20 protein-coding genes are annotated in these 17,481 nt (G+C 70.5%); 14 read left to right on the forward strand and 6 right to left on the reverse strand.

Going from position 1 to position 17,481, the window contains the following annotated elements; translation table 11 throughout:
• Positions 1 to 21 precede the first annotated feature (21 nt).
• Genes MKK67_RS17160 through cobJ form a run of 3 tightly spaced genes read left to right on the forward strand, consistent with a single transcriptional unit; the run spans position 22 to position 1,480 of the window.
• Entirely contained in the window at positions 22 to 297 is a 276-nt protein-coding gene (locus MKK67_RS17160) for an AbrB/MazE/SpoVT family DNA-binding domain-containing protein (RefSeq protein ID WP_243966389.1), read from the forward strand.
• On the forward strand, positions 294 to 710 hold the full coding sequence (locus MKK67_RS17165; protein WP_243966390.1) for a type II toxin-antitoxin system VapC family toxin: 417 nt from the start codon (positions 294 to 296) through the stop codon (positions 708 to 710). Before MKK67_RS17160 ends, MKK67_RS17165 begins: the two co-directional genes overlap by 4 nt.
• Positions 707 to 1,480, forward strand: a complete 774-nt coding sequence (gene cobJ, locus MKK67_RS17170) for a precorrin-3B C(17)-methyltransferase (RefSeq protein WP_243966391.1) — start codon at positions 707 to 709, stop codon at positions 1,478 to 1,480. Before MKK67_RS17165 ends, cobJ begins: the two co-directional genes overlap by 4 nt.
• Here the strand turns inward: cobJ and MKK67_RS17175 are convergent.
• Entirely contained in the window at positions 1,447 to 2,244 is a 798-nt protein-coding gene (locus tag MKK67_RS17175; RefSeq protein ID WP_243966393.1) for a cobalt-precorrin-6A reductase, read from the reverse strand. The genes cobJ and MKK67_RS17175 overlap by 34 nt on opposite strands.
• Here MKK67_RS17175 and cbiE point away from each other — a divergent pair.
• Genes cbiE through MKK67_RS17195 form a run of 4 tightly spaced genes read left to right on the forward strand, consistent with a single transcriptional unit; the run spans position 2,243 to position 5,953 of the window.
• Positions 2,243 to 3,463, forward strand: coding sequence for a precorrin-6y C5,15-methyltransferase (decarboxylating) subunit CbiE (cbiE, locus tag MKK67_RS17180; RefSeq protein WP_243966395.1), 1,221 nt, complete (start codon positions 2,243 to 2,245; stop codon positions 3,461 to 3,463). The genes MKK67_RS17175 and cbiE overlap by 2 nt on opposite strands.
• Positions 3,460 to 3,864, forward strand: a complete 405-nt coding sequence (locus MKK67_RS17185; protein ID WP_243966397.1) for a cobalamin biosynthesis protein — start codon at positions 3,460 to 3,462, stop codon at positions 3,862 to 3,864. Before cbiE ends, MKK67_RS17185 begins: the two co-directional genes overlap by 4 nt.
• The gene (cobM, locus tag MKK67_RS17190; protein WP_243966399.1) at positions 3,861 to 4,637 is read left to right on the forward strand and encodes a precorrin-4 C(11)-methyltransferase; all 777 of its coding nucleotides are present in this window, start codon (positions 3,861 to 3,863) and stop codon (positions 4,635 to 4,637) included. Before MKK67_RS17185 ends, cobM begins: the two co-directional genes overlap by 4 nt.
• Positions 4,634 to 5,953 carry a cobyrinate a,c-diamide synthase gene (locus tag MKK67_RS17195; protein ID WP_243966401.1) on the forward strand — a complete coding sequence of 440 codons (1,320 nt, stop codon included), beginning with the start codon at positions 4,634 to 4,636 and terminating at the stop codon, positions 5,951 to 5,953. Before cobM ends, MKK67_RS17195 begins: the two co-directional genes overlap by 4 nt.
• 90 nt (positions 5,954 to 6,043) lie before the next feature.
• Here the strand turns inward: MKK67_RS17195 and MKK67_RS17200 are convergent, their stop codons facing one another.
• Positions 6,044 to 6,454 (reverse strand): helix-turn-helix domain-containing protein, encoded by a 411-nt coding sequence (locus tag MKK67_RS17200; protein WP_243966402.1) that lies wholly within the window; start codon positions 6,452 to 6,454, stop codon positions 6,044 to 6,046.
• A 484-nt stretch (positions 6,455 to 6,938) separates the two neighbouring features.
• Between MKK67_RS17200 and MKK67_RS17205 the strand changes: the two genes are divergently transcribed.
• A complete protein-coding gene (locus tag MKK67_RS17205) occupies positions 6,939 to 7,286 on the forward strand; it encodes an antibiotic biosynthesis monooxygenase family protein (protein WP_243966403.1) in 348 nt (115 codons plus the stop codon).
• A gap of 492 nt (positions 7,287 to 7,778) precedes the next feature.
• On the forward strand, positions 7,779 to 9,287 hold the full coding sequence (locus MKK67_RS17210; RefSeq protein WP_243966404.1) for an undecaprenyl-phosphate glucose phosphotransferase: 1,509 nt from the start codon (positions 7,779 to 7,781) through the stop codon (positions 9,285 to 9,287).
• Positions 9,288 to 9,291: 4 nt separating this feature from the next.
• Here MKK67_RS17210 and MKK67_RS17215 read toward each other — a convergent pair whose 3' ends face one another.
• Entirely contained in the window at positions 9,292 to 9,777 is a 486-nt protein-coding gene (locus MKK67_RS17215; protein ID WP_243966405.1) for a transcriptional repressor, read from the reverse strand.
• A gap of 123 nt (positions 9,778 to 9,900) precedes the next feature.
• Here MKK67_RS17215 and MKK67_RS32655 point away from each other — a divergent pair, with 123 nt between their 5' ends.
• The 3 genes from MKK67_RS32655 to MKK67_RS17225 are packed head-to-tail and all read left to right on the forward strand — an operon-like array spanning position 9,901 to position 11,707.
• On the forward strand, positions 9,901 to 10,035 hold the full coding sequence (locus MKK67_RS32655) for a hypothetical protein (protein ID WP_279601677.1): 135 nt from the start codon (positions 9,901 to 9,903) through the stop codon (positions 10,033 to 10,035).
• The gene (locus MKK67_RS17220) at positions 10,032 to 10,835 is read left to right on the forward strand and encodes a metal ABC transporter ATP-binding protein (RefSeq protein ID WP_243966406.1); all 804 of its coding nucleotides are present in this window, start codon (positions 10,032 to 10,034) and stop codon (positions 10,833 to 10,835) included. Before MKK67_RS32655 ends, MKK67_RS17220 begins: the two co-directional genes overlap by 4 nt.
• Positions 10,836 to 10,882: 47 nt before the next feature.
• Positions 10,883 to 11,707: a metal ABC transporter permease gene (locus MKK67_RS17225; protein WP_243966438.1), complete on the forward strand. Its 825-nt coding sequence runs from the start codon at positions 10,883 to 10,885 to the stop codon at positions 11,705 to 11,707.
• On the opposite strand, the gene MKK67_RS17230 is transcribed toward MKK67_RS17225, so the two are convergent.
• Genes MKK67_RS17230 through MKK67_RS17240 form a run of 3 tightly spaced genes read right to left on the reverse strand, consistent with a single transcriptional unit; the run spans position 11,708 to position 14,435 of the window.
• Positions 11,708 to 12,571, reverse strand: a complete 864-nt coding sequence (locus tag MKK67_RS17230; protein ID WP_243966408.1) for an SDR family oxidoreductase — start codon at positions 12,569 to 12,571, stop codon at positions 11,708 to 11,710. It lies immediately after the preceding gene.
• On the reverse strand, positions 12,568 to 13,713 hold the full coding sequence (gene queG / locus MKK67_RS17235; RefSeq protein ID WP_279601684.1) for a tRNA epoxyqueuosine(34) reductase QueG: 1,146 nt from the start codon (positions 13,711 to 13,713) through the stop codon (positions 12,568 to 12,570). The genes MKK67_RS17230 and queG overlap by 4 nt, the downstream gene beginning before the upstream one ends.
• A gap of 29 nt (positions 13,714 to 13,742) precedes the next feature.
• On the reverse strand, positions 13,743 to 14,435 hold the full coding sequence (locus tag MKK67_RS17240) for a glutathione S-transferase family protein (RefSeq protein WP_243966410.1): 693 nt from the start codon (positions 14,433 to 14,435) through the stop codon (positions 13,743 to 13,745).
• A gap of 253 nt (positions 14,436 to 14,688) precedes the next feature.
• On the opposite strand from MKK67_RS17240, the gene MKK67_RS17245 reads away from it, so the two are divergent.
• Positions 14,689 to 15,492: an undecaprenyl-diphosphate phosphatase gene (locus MKK67_RS17245; protein WP_243966411.1), complete on the forward strand. Its 804-nt coding sequence runs from the start codon at positions 14,689 to 14,691 to the stop codon at positions 15,490 to 15,492.
• 96 nt (positions 15,493 to 15,588) lie between these two features.
• Positions 15,589 to 17,469, forward strand: a complete 1,881-nt coding sequence (locus MKK67_RS17250; RefSeq protein ID WP_243966413.1) for a methylmalonyl-CoA mutase family protein — start codon at positions 15,589 to 15,591, stop codon at positions 17,467 to 17,469.
• The last annotated feature ends 12 nt before the right edge of the window (positions 17,470 to 17,481 follow it).

Genomic DNA, 17,481 nt, shown 5'->3' on the forward strand with positions numbered 1-17,481 from the left:
TCGTGGGTTGGAGGACGCGGCGTGACGACGTTGACGGTGACGGCTCGGGGCGAGGTCACGTTCGGACAGGACGTGCTGAAGCACCTCGGCATCCAGCCCGGCGACCGGGTCAGGCTCGACCTGCTCCCTGACGGTCGGGCGGAGCTGAAGGCTGACCGGCCGTCGGGTTCCTGGCGGCAGCTGCACGGCCTGCTCAAGGGCAAGGGCAACGGCGCGCGCTACTCGATCGAAGAGATCGATGAGGCCATCGCCGAAGCCGGCGCGGCCGCCGGCATGGCCGGTCTGGAACGGCCGTGAAGCTCACGCCCGACACCAATGTCCTGCTCCGTCTCATCGTCGATGACGACGAGGCGCAGGGGATCGCGGCCGTGGAGACGATGGAACGCGCCGCCCAGGTCGCGATCGGCGTGCATGCGCTGTGCGAGCTGGTCTGGGTTCTGCGCGGTCGTTACGCGATGCCGCGCGCGGACATCGCGACCGCCATCCGCGGCCTGATCGACGCAAGCAACGTCGTCGCCAACCGACCCGCCATCGAGGCGGGCTTGGTCCAATTGGAGGCCGGCGGCGATTTCGCGGATGGAGTGATCGCCTTCGAGGGACGCTGGCTGGGGAGCGAAACCTTCGTGTCGTTCGACAGACGCGCGCTCAAGCTGCTGGACCGACAGGGCTACGCGACCCTGTCGCCGACATCACAGGCGGATACGCGTTGAGCCCGGATCCGCGCGGCAGCCTCACGGTGGTCGGCCTCGGCCCCGGGGATGCGGGATTGCTGACCGACTCCGCCCGCCGGGCCCTCGACGCCGCGGAGGATCTGGTCGGGTATTTTCCCTATGTGGCCCGCGTGCCCGAGCGCCCGGGCTTGATCCGGCATGCCAGCGACAACCGCGTCGAGGTCGACCGCGCCCGCCATGCCCTGCAGCTCGCCGCCGCCGGGCGGCGGGTGGCGGTGGTGTCCGGAGGCGATCCCGGCGTGTTCGCCATGGCCTCGGCGGTGTTCGAGGCGGTGGAGCACGGCGAGGCCGGCTGGCGCGATCTCGCTATCACGGTGGAGCCCGGGATCACCGCCATGCTGGCTGCTGCGGCCCGACTCGGCGCGCCGCTGGGCGGCGACTTCTGCGCTCTATCGCTCTCGGACAACCTGAAGCCCTGGCCAGTGGTGACCACCCGGCTCGAAGCGGTGCTGCGCGCCGATTTCGTCATCGCGCTTTACAACCCGATCTCGACAGCGCGGCCCTGGCAGCTCGGTTCGGCCCTCGAACTCGCCGCCGGGATCCGGACGCCGGAGACCCCGGTGATGTTCGCCCGGGCGATCAGCCGGCCGGACGAGGCGATCCGGGTCTCGACCCTCGCCGAGGCGCGGGACGTCCCGGCCGACATGGCCACGATGGTGATCCTCGGCGCCTCGACCACGCGGCTGATCCCGCGGACAGACGGCCTGCCCTTCGTCTACACGTCGCGCAAAGTCGCGGGGCCGGCATGAGCGCCGGCATCGAGCCAGCGCAGCGCGCCGGCGGCATCCGGAACACTCTGTACGTCGGGTTTTTCGGGCCGTCGCACCATGATGACGGGGATCGCGAGGCTGCGGGCCGCGGCGATCTTGCCGTAGGTCGCCGCACCGCCGGAATTCTTGCTGACCAGGATCTCGGTGCCGGTGGCGCGCATCAGATCCGCCTCGGCTTCAGCATCGAACGGGCCGCGCGCCTCGATGGCCGTGAGGTGCGGGACCGGCAGCACGCCGGCCAGCGGCTCGACCGTCCGCGCCAGGTAGGCGTGCTGCGGCGCCGCCGCGAAAGCTCCGGCCTCCTGCCGGCCGATCGTCAGGAACACGCGCCGGGGCTCCGGCCCCAGGGCGGAGACCGCCTCCGCCATGCTACCGACCTCTGTCCAGAGATCGCCGGGTTCGCGGCACCAGGCGGGTCGGCGGATCGCGAGCAGCGGCACGCCCACGGCCTCCGCGGCGCGGGCAGCGTTGCCCGAGATGGTCGCCGCAAAGGGATGCGTCGCGTCGATCAGGCGGTCGATGCCTTCGCTGCGCAGGTAGTCGGCGAGGCCCTCGGCGCCGCCGAACCCGCCGACCCGGATCGGCACCGGCTCGGGTTTCGGCGCGGCGGTCCGGCCGGCGAGCGACAGCGTCACGGCGCGATCGGGCCGGCCGGCCAAAGCCCGCGCCAGGGCGCTCGCCTCGCCGGTGCCGCCGAGGATCAGGATTCGCATCGCGCCGCCGGTCATGGGGGCCTTGTCCATGAGCGCTGACCCCCTGTCGAGCGGCCGCTGGCTGTCGATCGTCGGCATCGGCGAGGATGGACGGGCCGGGCTCGCGCCCGCCGCCGCCGCCGCGCTCGACGCCGCGCGGGTCGTCTATGGCGGACGACGCCATTTCGCGCTGGCTAGCTCTCTCGATGCCGAGACGCGGTCCTGGCCGAGCCCGATCCACGAGGCTTATCCGGAGATCCTGGCCCGCCGGGGGCAGCCGACCTGCATCCTCGCCACCGGCGACCCGTTCCATTACGGCATCGGCGCCGAGATCGCCCGGCTGGTGCCGCCCGCCGAGATCCGCGCCTTCCCGCAACCCTCGGCCTTCAGCCTCGCCTGCGCGCGGCTCGGCTGGCCGCTGGCCGAATGCGGCCTCGTCACCCTGCACGGTCGGGCGCTGACCCGGATCGTGCCGCATATCCAGCCGGGCGCGCGTCTCCTCGTCCTGTCCTGGGACGGCACGACGCCGGCGGCTCTGGCGGCTCTGTTGACCGAGCGCGGCTTCGGAGCCTCGACCGTCACCGTTTTGGAAGCGATGGGCGGCCCGCGCGAGCGGATCCGCACGGCGCAGGCCGACGCCTTCGACCTCGGGACGATCGACCCGCTCAACACCGTGGCGATCGCGGTCGCCGGTACGGGCCAGGCCCTGCCGCTGGCGCCCGGCCTCGATGACGGTCTGTTCGAGAATGACGGCCAGCTCACCAAGGCCGAGATCCGGGCACTGACGCTCGCGGCGCTCCGCCCCCATCCCGGTCTGCATCTCTGGGATATCGGGGCCGGCGCGGGCTCCGTCGCCATCGAATGGATGCTGCGCCACCCGAGCCTGCGCGCCACAGCCATCGAGGCGCGACCCGACCGGGCCGAACGGATTCTTCGGAACGCGCAATCGCTGGGGGTTCCGGACCTTGCGGTGGTGACCGGCGCAGCGCCGGCCGCGCTCGCCGGCCTGGACGCTCCGGATGCGATCTTCATCGGCGGCGGCGTCTCCGAGCCCGGGATCCTGACGACAGCCCTCGCGGCCCTGCGGCCGGGTGGGCGCTGCGTCGCCAACGCGGTGACGCTCCAGGGCGAGGCCGCCCTGCTCGCGGCCTTCGCGGACCTTGGCGGCAGCCTGCGGCGGTTCTCGGTCGACCGCGCGAGCCCGGTGGGCGGCCTGCACGGCTGGCGGCCGGCGATGCCGGTGACCCAATGGGCCTGGACCAAGCCATGAGCGACCGGATCGTCGCCGGGATCGGCTTCCGCCGCGGCACGGGTGCCGACGAGATCGCCGCGCTGATCGCCCGCGCCCTCGGAGCGATCGGCGCCCCCCATGCCGATCTCGCGGCCATCGCGACCGCGGCCGACCGGGCCGCGGAACCGTCCATCCGCCAGGCGGCATCGGAATTCGGCCTGTCGCCCTGCCCGGTCGAACCGGCGGCCCTGGAAGCCTGCGACCCAAACGTCGTCACGCGCTCCGCCCGGATCGAGCGCCTGCGCGGGGTCGGTTCCTTGGCCGAGGCCGCGGCCCTGGCGGCGGCGGGCCCCGAAAGCCGCCTCGCCCTGCCCCGCATCGCCAGCGCCGGCGCGACCTGCGCCCTCGCGATCCTGCAACACAACGCGCGGCCAGCATGACCGTCCACTTCATCGGCGCCGGACCGGGCGCCGCCGACCTAATCACGGTGCGGGGTCGCGACCGCATCGCCGCCTGCCCGGTCTGCCTCTATGCCGGCTCGCTGGTGGCCCCCGAGATCCTCGGCTGGTGCCCGCCGGGCGCCCGCATCGTCGACACCGCCCCCCTCGACCTTGACGCGATCGTCGCCGAGATCGAGGCCGCGGAGGCAAGCGGGCAGGACGTGGCGCGGCTGCATTCGGGCGACCTGTCGATCTGGAGCGCGCTCGCCGAGCAGATGCGCCGGCTCGACCGGCTCGGCATCGCCTACACGGTGACGCCCGGCGTCCCGGCCTTCGCGGCTGCCGCCGCGATGCTGCGCCGGGAGCTGACCGTGCCGGGCGTCAGCCAATCCGTCGTGCTGACCCGGACCTCCGGCCGGGCAAGCGCGATGCCGGAGCGGGAGACGCTGGCGGCCTTCGCGGCGACCGGGGCGACACTGGCGATCCACCTCTCGATCCACGGGGTTAAAAAAGTCGCGGCCGAGTTGATCCCGTTCTACGGCGCATCCTGCCCGGCGGCCGCCGTGTTCCGCGCCTCATGGCCCGATGAGCGGGCGCTGATCGGCGACCTCGCCGGGCTGCCGGCGCTGGTCGCCGAGGCCGGGCTCGAACGCACGGCCCTGATCCTGGTCGGGCCGGCGCTCGGCGCCGCCGACTTCCGCGAGAGCGCCCTCTACGCCCCCGATTACGACCGGCGCTACCGGCCCGGCGGGACCGTGGGGAGCGCGGTTTGAGCGCCCCCGGCCTGCTGGTCGCGGCGCCGCGCTCCAGCTCCGGCAAGACCACCGTCACGCTGGCCCTGATGCGGGCGCTGACCCGGCGCGGCCTGCGCGTGCGCGGCGCGAAATGCGGGCCGGACTATATCGATCCCGCTTTCCACCACGCGGCGACCGGCCATCCGAGTTTCAACCTCGACAGCTTCGCCATGGCGCCCGGCCTCCTCGACGCCCTGGCGGGTGAGACGGCGGCGCAGGCCGACATTGTGGTCGCCGAGGGCTCGATGGGCCTGTTCGACGGCGTCCGGGCCGCCGAGAGCCGGACCGGGGCGAATGCCGACATCGCAGCCCGCTACGGCTGGCCGGTGGTGCTGGTGGTCGACGTCTCCGGGGCGGCGCAATCGGCCGCCGCCGTCGCCTTGGGCTGTAAGCTTTACGATCCGCGGATCCGGATCGCGGGCGTGATCCTCAACAAGGTCGCGAGCGCCCGCCACCGCCGCTTGGTAGAGGCCGGCATGGAGCGCGTAGGACTTCCGGTCCTCGGCGTGCTGATGCGCGATGCCGAGCTGGTCCTGCCCGAGCGGCATCTCGGCTTGGTCCAGGCCGGCGAGACCGCCGACCTGGAGGCGCGGCTCGACCGGCTGGCCGATCTGGCGGAGGCGGGCATCGACCTCGATGCCGTGATCGCTGCAGCGGGGGGCGCCGCCCCCGCCGTGGCTGGCCTGCTGCCGCGGCCGCCCGGGCAGCGCATCGCGGTGGCCCGGGATGCGGCGTTCAGCTTCCTTTACCCGCATCTCGAAACCGGCTGGCGCCTGGCCGGGGCCGAGATCGTACCGTTCTCGCCGCTCGCCGACGAGGCGCCGCCGGAGGATTGCGACACCTGCTGGCTCCCGGGCGGCTATCCGGAACTGCACGCCGGCCAGCTCGCGGCGGCCAGCCGGTTCCTCGACGGCCTGCGCGCCTTCGCGGCCACGCGCCCGGTCCACGGCGAGTGCGGCGGCTACATGGTCCTCGGGCACACCCTGGAGGACGCGGACGGCACCACGCACGCCATGGCGGGGCTGCTGCCGGTCGCCACCTCGTACCGCAAGCGCAAGCTGCATCTCGGCTATCGCGTCGCGCGGCTCTGCAGCGACGGTCCTCTGGGCCGCCGGGGCGCCCGGGTCGTGGGCCACGAATTCCACTACGCCAGCGAGCTTTCGCCCGCTGCCGCGGAGGCGGATGCCCTGGCCCGCGTCACCGACGCGGAGGGCACCGATCAAGGCCTGGCCGGTCACCGGGTCGGATCCGTGGGCGGCAGCTTCTTCCACCTCATCGCGGCGGACGAGGCGTGAGCGACAATCGAAGTGGCAGGCCTGAAACGAAAAGCGCTCCCCGATCGGCCTGATCGGGGAGCGCTATGCCGATCCGACAATGGGAGAGGATCAGGCGGGATCCGTCGCCGGCGGTGCAGTGCGGGCCTGCGCGAGGCGCGCCGCGCTCCGGACCAGTGCCAGCACGTCCCGGCGCATCTGCTCGTCCTCGATCTGCGCGTAGGCGCGGAGCAGTTCGATCGCCCCGTGGGCGCTGAGGAAGCCGAACACGTCCTCCTGGGCGTTCTCGCGGGGCTCGCTCTCCTCGAAGAAGGCCGAGACCGGCACTTCGAGCAGACGCGCGATCTCGCGCAGCCGGCCGGCACCGACCCGATTCTGGCCCTTCTCGTATTTCTGCACCTGCTGGAACGTGACGCCGACGGCGTTGCCGAGGGCGGTCTGGCTCAGGCCTCGCGCCTTCCGCAAAGCGGTGATGCGAATACCCACCAGACGATCCACGTCGGTGGTCTGCTTCGGCATCATCGGACTGCTCGCATCCTTTTCCGCCGCCTGAACAGCGTCCCCTTGCGGATCCGGTGTTCTGGCCTCGCCATCGCGCCGCTTCACCGTCCGACCCTCAATCTCATAGTCCGTCTACACCTGAAGTGTGGTGCCACACGCTAGAGCAGCGGCCGCTTGCATTGCAATCGGCTACCGCGCCAAGCCCTTATTGTGATCCGCTCTCTTGCGTCGACCAAGAATCCACATCGACGGTGAGGGCTATAGCAGTCGGTCAACAGCCCGACTGCGACACAATACGAACCGTCAGGCAATTGGACACCAAGTTGTTAAGCTCCGCAAGTCTAAGTCTACATCTTGTGGTTTAACCTGACGTATCTCCGAAACATTGTTGCGGAAATGTCGATCCGCAGACTGTGCGCAGTCCATTCCGCGCGCCGCGTCGCCGCAGCAGGGCTCGCCCGAGGCGGGTTCAAGGCCTAGATTCGACGTTTCAACGGAGAACAGCATGTTTATCGCGATGAATCGCTTCAAGGTCGTTAAGGACGCGACCGAGGACTTCGAAGCCGTCTGGCTCGGCCGCGACAGCCATCTCGGCGAGATGGAGGGCTTCGTGGAATTTCACCTCCTGCGCGGGCCCGAGCACGAGGATCACGTGCTCTACGCCTCGCACACCGTCTGGCGCTCCCGCGCCGAATTCGAGGCCTGGACGCGCTCCGAGCAGTTCCGCAAGGCGCATAGCCGGGCGCCCTCGACCAAGCCGCTGTATCTCGGCCATCCGCAATTCGAGGGCTTCGAGATGGTGCAGACCGTCGGTGGCGCGGGCGAGATCCGGCAGCAGGCCGACGCCGTCTGACATCACGACTAACGGTATTCAGCGCGCTCGCTGCCGAATCGGCGGCGGGCGCTTTCCTATTCGAGGACGCGGCGACCGGCGCGCGCGGCTCGTGCCGCCGATGCGCCAGAATTCTGGTCTGGCCTCATCGTGTTCCGAAGGCCGGTAACCACCCTCCCGGATGAGGACCCGGAGCGACCGCCGCAGCATCGGCCAAGCTTCAAGTTCCGAGGGAATTCAACCGTCCAGCAATGTTCGAGCATTACGACGCAACCACTGGTAACGGGCCACCGCACCCAGCCGGATCGCATGTGTCTGTATTTCGGTGACTCAGCATTTACCATGTATTGCCCGCAGCCGGACGTTCGCATAAATGACCGGCCATTCCGAAGCGGCCGAATCATCGGACTTCGCGGCTCACCCCTTGCTCCGTCATCGGCAGATGCCGGCGCTGAAATCTTTCGTGTTTCAGACCGGTACAAAGTCCGATCAAACCGGGACGTGGCGGGCCAGATGTTTCACGAACGGGTTCCGGAGACGTTTCAGGCCTTGCCGACCTCGGCCGATCGCCGCCGCAGCGTGTGGTCTGCGCTTCTGCCGCGTCGCGGTCGGGCATTCGCGCGGATTGCCCTGTCGTCGTCGCTGGCTCTGGCCGACATCGCGGCGATCCTCGCCGTCATCCTGACGGTCGAGTTCGGCTATCAGGTCGTCTTCGCTGGCGACAGCATCTGGGTGACCGGCTTCCGCAGCCTGCGGCTCGCCGCCCTGCTCGGTGCCATCATCGTCGCCACGAACGCGCTCCGGGAGGATTACAGCCTCGACGGCATCATGGCGCAGAAGCTGAACGTGCAGCGCATGGCCTCGCTCTGGCTGGTCGCCTGGGCGGCTGTGCTGGTGGTCGGCTTCCTCACCAAGACGACCAACGATTACTCGCGCATCGTCTCGATCACCGCGTTCCTGCTCGGCCTTCCCGCTTTGCTGGCGACCCGTGCCGCGGCGACCCGCCTGGTGCGTCGGAGCCTCGTTTCGGGATCGGCCTCCGCAAGCCGCGTCCACCTGGTCGGCTACGAGGAGGACATCGCCCGGTTCTATGCCAGCCACGAGGCCGACCAGCTCGGCTCCCGGATCGTCGGAACCAGCTACCTGCGCCGGGTCGATCCGGGCGCGGACACCGTGTCGCGCCACGACCAGCTCCAGGAAGACCTCGACCTCGCCGTGTCGGTGGTGCGGTTCCTGCGGCCGGACGACGTCTTCGTGCTGGTGCCGTGGACCGATACCGCCGAGGTCGAGCGCTGCATCGACGCGTTCCTCCGGGTGCCGTCCGCCCTGCACCTGCGGCCGGGCAGCGTGCTCGACCGGTTCCCCGACATGCAGGTCGCCCGGGTCGGCGGCGTCTCCGGCATCAATATCGGCCGCCGACCGCTGAACGTCGCCGAGATCGTGCTGAAGCGCGCCCTCGACCTGACGGTGGCGGCGATCGCCCTCGTCTCGCTGTCGCCGCTGCTCGCGGCGATCGCCGTGGCAATCAAGCTCGACAGCCCGGGCCCAGTCTTCTTCCGCCAGAAGCGCTACGGCTTCAACCAGCAGCCGTTCGGCGTGTTCAAGTTCCGCTCGATGCGGGCGGATGCCGCCAGCGCGGTGTTCAAGCAGGCGACCCGCAACGACAGCCGCATCACCCAGGTCGGCGCGATCCTGCGGCGGACCAATCTCGACGAGCTGCCCCAGCTCCTGAACGTTCTCAAGGGCGAGATGTCCCTGGTCGGTCCGCGGCCCCACGCGCTCGCGCATGACCGCAGCTTCGAGCGGCGGATCGCCCTCTACGCGAGGCGGCACAACGTGCGCCCCGGCATCACCGGCTGGGCGCAGGTCAACGGCTATCGCGGCGAGACCCTGACCGACCTCGACATGGAGCGGCGCGTCGCCTGCGACCTGCACTACATCGACAATTGGTCGATCTGGTTCGACATGCAGATCATGATCCAGACGATCGTCTCGCGCCGGGCCTACAAGAACGCGCGCTGAGGTTTCAGCCGGCTTGCTGGCGCTCCCGGCAGGCCCCGCAATCGCCCTCGACCTCCAGGATGGTGTGGGCCGGTGTGAAGCCCGCCCGCTTCAGGGTGCGGTCGAGACCGTCCTCCAGCTCCCCCGACGAGGCCTCGTCGACGCCGCCGCAGGTGCGGCAGATCAGGAACACCACCCCCTCCCCCGGGGCGTGCCCGTGGGCGCAGGGGATGAACGCGTTGCGGCTGGCGATCCGGTGGACCAGCCCCTGTTGCATCAGGAAGTCGAGGGCGCGGTAGACCGAGACCGGCGCCACCCGCTTGCCCGGCGCGCTGAGCGTCTCGGCGATGTCGTAGGCGCCCTGCGCTTTGCCGGCCTCGGCCACCGCCTCCATCACCTCGCGGCGCAGGGGCGTGAATTGCAGCCCGCGCTCGCGGCAGACGGCCTCCGCCCGGGCGAGCATGTCGCCGACGCCTGTGTGGCACGCGTCGTGACTCTCGTGACGGTGCATGATTGCTCCAACCGGGAAACCGCCGGTTGTCCGGCGGGTTTGTTACAGTGTATCACCGCGGCCCCGGACCATGCCAGTGCCCGACGGGTCCCCGCGCCGGCCCGAGCGCGCGACGAGGCCATCTTGTCCACCACCTCTAGTTCACGACACGTGGCCCCGCGATCCCTGTTCCGCAGCGGCATCGGCCCGCGCCTCGCCCTTGCCGCGAGCTTCTCGGCTGTGGTCTGGCTGGTGATCGGCTGGGCGCTCGCGGCATGAGCATCCGGCCCGCGACACAGGATCCGATCCGCTTGGTCGGCCTGACCCTGGGCTACGATCGGCATCCGGCGGTCCACCATTTGTCGGGGACCGTGCGCGCCGGCGACCTGCTGGCGCTGGTCGGGCCGAACGGTGCCGGCAAGTCGACCCTGCTCAAGGGGATGGCCGGCGAGATCCGCTGCCTGGAGGGGCGTATCGATCGCTCCGGTGACCTCGCCTACATGCCCCAGGCCGACGAGATCGACCGCAGCTTCCCGTTGAGTGTCATGGACCTCGCCGGCATGGGCCTGTGGCGCAAGGCCGGGTCCTGGCGCAGCCTGGAGCGGTGGCGGCCGGAGATCGGGGCGGCCCTCGACGCGGTCGGGCTCGGCGGGTTCGAGGCCCGGCCGATCAGCACCCTCTCGGGCGGCCAGTTCCGGCGGGCCCTGTTCGCCCGGCTGATCCTGCAGGATTGCCCGGTGGTGCTTCTCGATGAGCCGTTCACCGGCATCGACAACCGCACCGTGGACGACCTTCTGGTGTTGATCCGGCTCTGGCACGGCCAGGGCCGCACCGTCGTGGCTGCCCTGCACGATCTCGCCCAGGTGCGCGAGCATTTCCCGACGACGCTTCTGCTCGCCCGCGAGGCCGTGGCCTGGGGGCCGACCGCCCGGGTGCTCACACCGGAGAACCTGGCGCGCGCGCGCAATCTCTCCGAAGCCTGGGACGAGGATGCCGCGGTGTGTATCGGCCCCACGAAGCCCGGTGGGCACGACCACGGCCCGGACAGCCATCACCACCACCACGAGGACGCCGCGTGATCGATCCGTTCGGGCCGATCCTCGCACCGTTCGTGGAGTTCGGCTTCATGCGCCGGGCGCTGGCGGGCTGCCTGGCGCTGTCGGTCTCGGCGCCGCCGGTCGGGGTGTTCCTGACCCTGCGCCGGATGAGCCTGATGAGCGACGCGATGAGCCACGCGATCCTGCCCGGCGCCGCGGCGGGCTTTCTGGTCGCCGGCCTGTCGCTGCCGGCCATGACCTTGGGCGGTCTGGTCGCCGGTCTGGTCGTGGCCTTGCTCGCCGGCGCCGTCACCCGGGCCACAGTGGTGCGGGAGGATTCCAATCTCGCGGCCTTCTACCTGATCTCGCTGGCCGGCGGCGTGCTGCTGGTGTCCCTGCGCGGCTCGCAGATCGACCTGATGCACTTCCTGTTCGGCTCGGTGCTGGCGCTCGACGATGCCGCCCTGATCCTGCTCGGTGGCATCAGCACGCTGACGCTGGTGGTGCTCGCCGTGATCTACCGGCCGCTGGTGATGGAATGCGTTGATCCGCTGTTCCTGCGCACGGTGAGCCGGAGCGGTGGCCCGGTGCACCTCGCCTTCCTGGCGCTGGTGGTGGTGAACCTCGTCGGCGGCTTCCAGGCGCTCGGGACCTTGCTGGCGGTCGGCCTGATGCTGCTGCCGGCGGTGGCGGCCCGGTTCTGGGCGCGCGATCTCGGCGGTCTGATCCCGGTCTCGATGCTGATCGCGGTGATCGCCAGCGTGTCGGGCCTGAGCCTGTCCTATCATCTGGACCTGCCGAGCGGCCCGGCGATCGTGCTCGCCGCCGGGGCGCTCTATCTCGTCTCGATGTTGGCCGGCCCGCGCGGCGGCCTGCTCCGCCGTCTCATCCGGCCGCGGCACCTCGAAGCCTGATCAGGCCTGGTCCTTCAGCGCGGCCAAGCCCTCGCGATAGGTCGGATAGGCCAGCGTGACGCCGAGCTCGTCCCGGATCAGCCGGTTCCGCACGCGCTTGTTCTCGCCGTAGAAGCTGCGCGCCATTGGCGACAGATCGGCGGTCTCGAAGTCGATCTCCGGCGGCAGTGGCAGGCCGGCGAGGGCTGCGGCGTGCTCGGTCACGGTCTGCGGCGGCGTCGGCTCGTCGTCGGTGACGTTGTAGACCGCCCCCGGCCTCGGACGGTCGAGCGAGGCCAGCAGCGTCGTGGCGATGTCGTCGACATGGATGCGGTTGAACACTTGGCCCGCCTTGACGATGCGCTGCGACCGGCCCTCGCGCAGCTTCACGATCGGGTTGCGCCCGGGACCGTAGATGCCCGACAGCCGGAACACCTGCACGGCCTTCCCGGTCCGGGCGCCGAGATCGAGCCAGGCCGCCTCGGCCTCGACCCTGACCTTCGACCGGGCGCTGCGCGGCGCGGCCGGCGTCGTCTCGTCGATCCAGGCGCCGCCCTGGTCGCCGTAGACGCCGATGGTCGAGAGATACCCGATCCAGCCGATCGGGCTCGCTGCGATCGCCTCTGCGTGGCGCCGGAGCACCGGGTCGCCCTGCTCGGAGGGCGGCGCCGAAACCAAGAGAGCGTCCGTGTCGGCGAGGTCGGCCGCGATGCGAGGATCGTCGGCCTCCGGCCCGAAGGCTCGTAGGGCGAAGCCGGTCTCTGCGGTCAGCCGCGCGGCGGCCGCCGGATCGGTGACGGTGGCGCGCACGGTCTGGAAGCGGTCGCGCGCCCGCTCGGCGAAGCGGCGGCCGGTGAAGCCGAGCCCGAAGACGAAGAGGTTCATGCCGGGGATGTCTCTCCGGCCCGGGTTTCCGTCAAGGCGGTGGCGGCGATCCACTCGTCGCGCACATGCGAATCCGTCTCGGTCGGCGCGTGCCGACGATGCAGTGCTCGCACGGCGCCCGGTTCCAGCAACCGCCCGCAGGCCCACACCGCCATGCCGCGGATCAGCGGCGAATCATCGTCCAGCCGCGCGATCGCTGAATCCGCGAGTCGCGGATCGCCGGAATTGCCGACCGCGATCATGACATTGCGAAGGAATCGGTCCCGGCCGGTGCGCTTCACCGGCGTGCCGGCGAAGAGTTTGCGGAAGGACGCGTCGTCCAATCCGGCGAGATCGGCCAGCGCCGGCGCTTCGAGATCCGCGCGAGCGGCCAGCCGGGCATCGGCGGCGGTGCGGGCGAACTTGTTCCAGGGGCAGACCGCCAAGCAGTCGTCGCAGCCGAACACGCGGTTGCCGATCGCCGTCCGAAACTCTTCCGCGATCGGCCCGGCATGCTCGATGGTCAGGTACGAGATGCAGCGCCGCGCATCGAGGCGGTAGGGCGCCGGGAACGCGTCGGTCGGGCAGATGTCGAGGCAGGCGCGGCATGAGCCGCAATGGCCGCGTCCGGGTTCATCGGGCTCGAACTCCGCGCTGGTGTAGATCGCCCCGAGCAGAAGCCAGTTGCCGTGGTCCCGCGACAGCAGGACCGTGTGCTTGCCCTGCCAGCCGAGCCCGGCAGCTTCGGCCAGCGTCTTCTCCATCACCGGCGCGGTGTCGCAAAACACCTTCACCCGGACGTCACCCTTGGCGGACAGGTAGCCGCCCAGCTCCTTCAGCCGGCCTTTCAAAACTTCGTGATAGTCCCGTCGCCGCGCGTAGGCGGCAACGGCGCCGCGATTCGTCCGGGTCACGAGGTCGAGGGGGTCGTCGTCCGGGCGGTAGCTCATGGCGAGCACCAGGATGCTGCGCAGGCCGGGCCACAGGCCGACCGGGTTGGCGCGCTGGTCGGCACGCTCCTCCATCCAGTCCATCGTGCCGTGGGCGCCCTCTTCGAGCCAGGCCGTCAGGCGGCCAGGCAGGTCCGGCAGGCGGTCGGGCCGGGTGATCCGAAGCCCGCAGAAGCCGAGATGCTGCGCCCGCGCCTCGACGAGGCGGCGCAGGTCGGCGCCGAAAGAAGTCCGTCTCGGGCTCAGAAATCCAGATCCGCGTAATGGGCCGCCGGCGGCATGCCCGCCACCCGGTCGGCCAGCAGCCCCCGGAACGAGGGCCGCGACTTGACCCGAGCATACCAGTTGCGGGCCATCTCGTCCTCGTCCCACGGAACGTCGCCCAGGTAGTCGGCGCAGGAGAGATGGGCGGCCGCCGCGAGATCGGCATAGGTCAGGTTGTCGCCGGCGATCCAGCGACGGCGGGCGATCAGGTAGCCGATATACTTGAGGTGGTAGCGCACGTTGGTGCGCGCCGCCCGGATCGCGTTCATGTCGGGCGGGCCGCCGCCCTCGTGGGCCGACATGAAGCGTTTCGAGATCTTCTCGTTGACCAGGTAGCCGGTCACCTCCGAGTCGAACTTGATCAGGAACCAGTCGAGCAGCCGCCGGACCTCGACCCGCTCCACCGTATCGTCCGGCAGCATCCGCCGCCCGGACAGGCCGAGCCCACGCGTCTCGTCGAGATATTCGGCGATGACTCCCGCACCCGGCACCACCAGGCCGGTCTGCTCCAGCAGCACGGGCGTCGACCCGGCCGGATTGATCAGCAGGAAATCGTCGCGGCGCTCCCAGGGGCGCTCCTCAAACAGCGTCGGTTCCAGGCCCATCTCGGCCAGCACGAGACGGATGAACCGGGAATTCGCGCAGAAGGGGAAGTGGTAGAGGGTCGCCATTGGCCGTCAGGACTGCTCGGTCTGACGGCGCGGCCAGTCCCGCGCCGGTCGTCGGCCCAGGCGCGCAGGACTTCGGCGCGCAGGACTTCAAAGCGAGCGTTATTGCTCGATCGTTGCCGAGCCCTTAACACGCGCGGCCTGTTCCGGTAACTGCCCGTCAACCCTGATGGGCGATGCCTCCGGGCGCAATTTCCCAATGGCGCGCGATGCACCCAAGACGGGCAGTCGCGCGCCCGCGGCGCGAGGCTCGACAATGGATCCGGTAAGCATCGGCAAGGCGATCCTGCTCGCCCTCGTGGAGGGCGCGACCGAGTTCATCCCGGTCTCGTCCACTGGTCACCAGCTCCTGGTCGGCCACTTCATCGGCTTCCACTCGCCCAACAACACCTTCGAGGTGCTGATCCAGCTCGGGGCGATCCTGGCGATCCTGGCGGTGTATTTCCGCCGGCTGATCGGCATCGCCACCGCGCTGCCGACCAACCCGCAGGCTCGCCGCTTCGTGATCGGAATCCTGGTCGCCTTCCTCCCGGCCGCGATCATCGGCGGTCTCTTCTCGAAGGTGATCAAGGCCTACCTGTTCAACCCGTGGATCGTCTGCGCGACCCTGGTGGCCGGCGGCCTGGTGCTCCTCGTCATCGACGACACCGACCTCGAGGTGAAGAAGACCGACGTCTACGACTTCACCCTGCCGATGGACCTGAAGATCGGCATCTTCCAGTGCCTCGCCATGATCCCGGGCGTGTCGCGCTCGGGCGCCACCATCGTCGGCGCGATGCTGATGGGCGCCGACAAGCGCTCCGCCACCGAGTTCTCCTTCTACCTGGCGATGCCGACCATGGCCGGCGCCTTCGCCAAGGACCTGTTCGACAACTACAAATTCCTGTCGCGCGACGATGTCGGCCTGATCGTGATCGGCTTCGTCGTGTCGTTCTTCTCGGCGCTGTTCGTGGTGCGGGTTCTGCTCGACTACGTGTCCCGCCACGGGTTCCGGCTGTTCGCCTGGTGGCGGATCATCGTCGGCGCGCTGGGCTTCGCCGGGCTGATCATCCTCGGATAACAATCCTCGGCCGTCGGGCGATTGCCTCCGGCCGAGCGGCATGCGACGCACGTCCCTGAAAGCGGTGCACAAGACGCCGCGCCCAGGGACGTTCCGATGGAAGACACAAAGCTCGCCGACCTGTTCGAGCCCGCCGACCGGGCGCGCTGGCTCGGCCTCGTGGACAACGTCCTGAAGGGCGCCGATTTCGAGAAGCGGCTGGTCTCCCGGACGAGTGACGGCCTGCGGATCGAGCCGCTCTATCCCCGGGCCGAGCCGACCGTCCAACCCTTCCGCGAGCCGGGACCCTGGCGGGTTTCCCAGCGGGTCGACCATCCGGAGATCGCCGCCGCCAACGCCCAGGCGATGACCGACCTCGAAGGCGGCACCGACGCGCTGGCCCTGGTGTTTGCCGGCTCCTTCGCCGCCCGCGGCTACGGCCTGACCGCGCAGACCGTCGAAGATCTCGACGCCGTTCTGAACGGCGTGATGCTGCCGCTGATCGCCCTGCGCCTCGACGCCGGCGCCCGCGGCCTCGAAGTCGCCGGCTTAATCAAGGGCTTGGCGGCGCACCGGGGCGAAGACCTGTCCTCCTACGATCTCGACCTCGGCATCGATCCGGTCGGGACGCTCGCCGCCACCGGCAGCCTCGGTGCGGTCTGGAGCGAGATCGCCCCGCGGCTGGCTGCCGCCGTCTCGGATCTTGAAGCGGCGGGCTTCAACGGCCGGGCCTTCGCGGCCGACGGACGCCCCTACCACGAAGCCGGGGCCGGCGAGGCGGCCGAACTCGCCGCCGTGCTCGCCACCGCGGTCACCTACCTGCGCGCCCTGGAGGCGGCCGGTCACGATCTCGCCACCGCCCGCGACCGGATCTCGGTGCTGCTCGCCGCGGATGCCGACGAGTTCGTCACGGTCTCGAAGTTCCGCGCCATGCGCCGGCTCTGGGCCCGGATCGAGCAGGCCTGCGCGCTGGAGCCGAAGCCCCTGCGCCTCCACGCCGAGACCGCGTGGCGGATGATGACCCGGCGCGACCCGTTCGTGAACATCCTGCGCACCGGCATGGCCGCCGCCTCGGCCGGCATGGGCGGCGCCGATGCGGTCACGGTGCTGCCCTACACCCTGGCCCTCGGCCTGCCCGACGCCTTCGCCCGCCGGGTGGCGCGCAACAGCCAGATCGTCCTGCTGGAGGAATCGCACCTCGCCCGGGTGAGCGACCCGGCCGCCGGCGCGGGCGGCTTCGAGGCCCTGACCGATCAGCTCGCCGAGGCGGCCTGGGCGGCGTTCCAGGCGATCGAGGCCGAGGGCGGCATCGTCGCCTCGCTCAGCGTCGGCAAGCTGCAGCGGCGCATCGAGCTGACCCGCGAGGCCCGGGCCAAGGCCGTGGCGACCCGCCGCGAGCCGCTGACCGGCGCGAGCGAATTCCCGAACCTCGCCGAGAAGCCGGTCACGGTCCTCGATGTGAAGCCGGTCACGGCCGGACCCAGCTCGAATTTCGGCTCCGGCTCGGCGGTCGCCTGCGATGCGCTGCCCTCGATCCGTCTGGCGGAGCCCTTCGAGGCGTTGCGCGACGCCTCCGATGCCTACCTCGCCAAGACTGGCCGCCGGCCGGCCGTGTTCCTCGCCAATCTCGGCTCGGTCTCGGCCTTCAACGCCCGGGCGACCTTCGCGGCCAACGCCTTCGCGGCGGGCGGCATCGAGGCCATGTCGAACGACGGCTTCACGGACCCGGCAGCCCTCGCGGCGGCGTTCCGGGAGTCCGGCGCCGCGCTCGTCTGCATGTGCTCCACGGACGCGATCTACGCCGAGCAGGCCGTGGCGGCCGCGGAGGCGCTGAAGCAGGCGGGGGCCGGCACGATCTACCTTGCCGGCAAACCGAGGGATCTGCTCGACCCGCTGAAGGCGGCGGGCGTGCACGCCTTCCTGCATGTCGGCTGCGATCTGGTGGTCCTGCTCAACGAAACGCTGCGCGCCGCCATGCGCCCGCCGGCGGCCCCGTAAGCCACATCGAAA

The organism is Methylobacterium sp. J-072 (assembly GCF_022829425.1).
GTDB lineage: Bacteria > Pseudomonadota > Alphaproteobacteria > Rhizobiales > Beijerinckiaceae > Methylobacterium.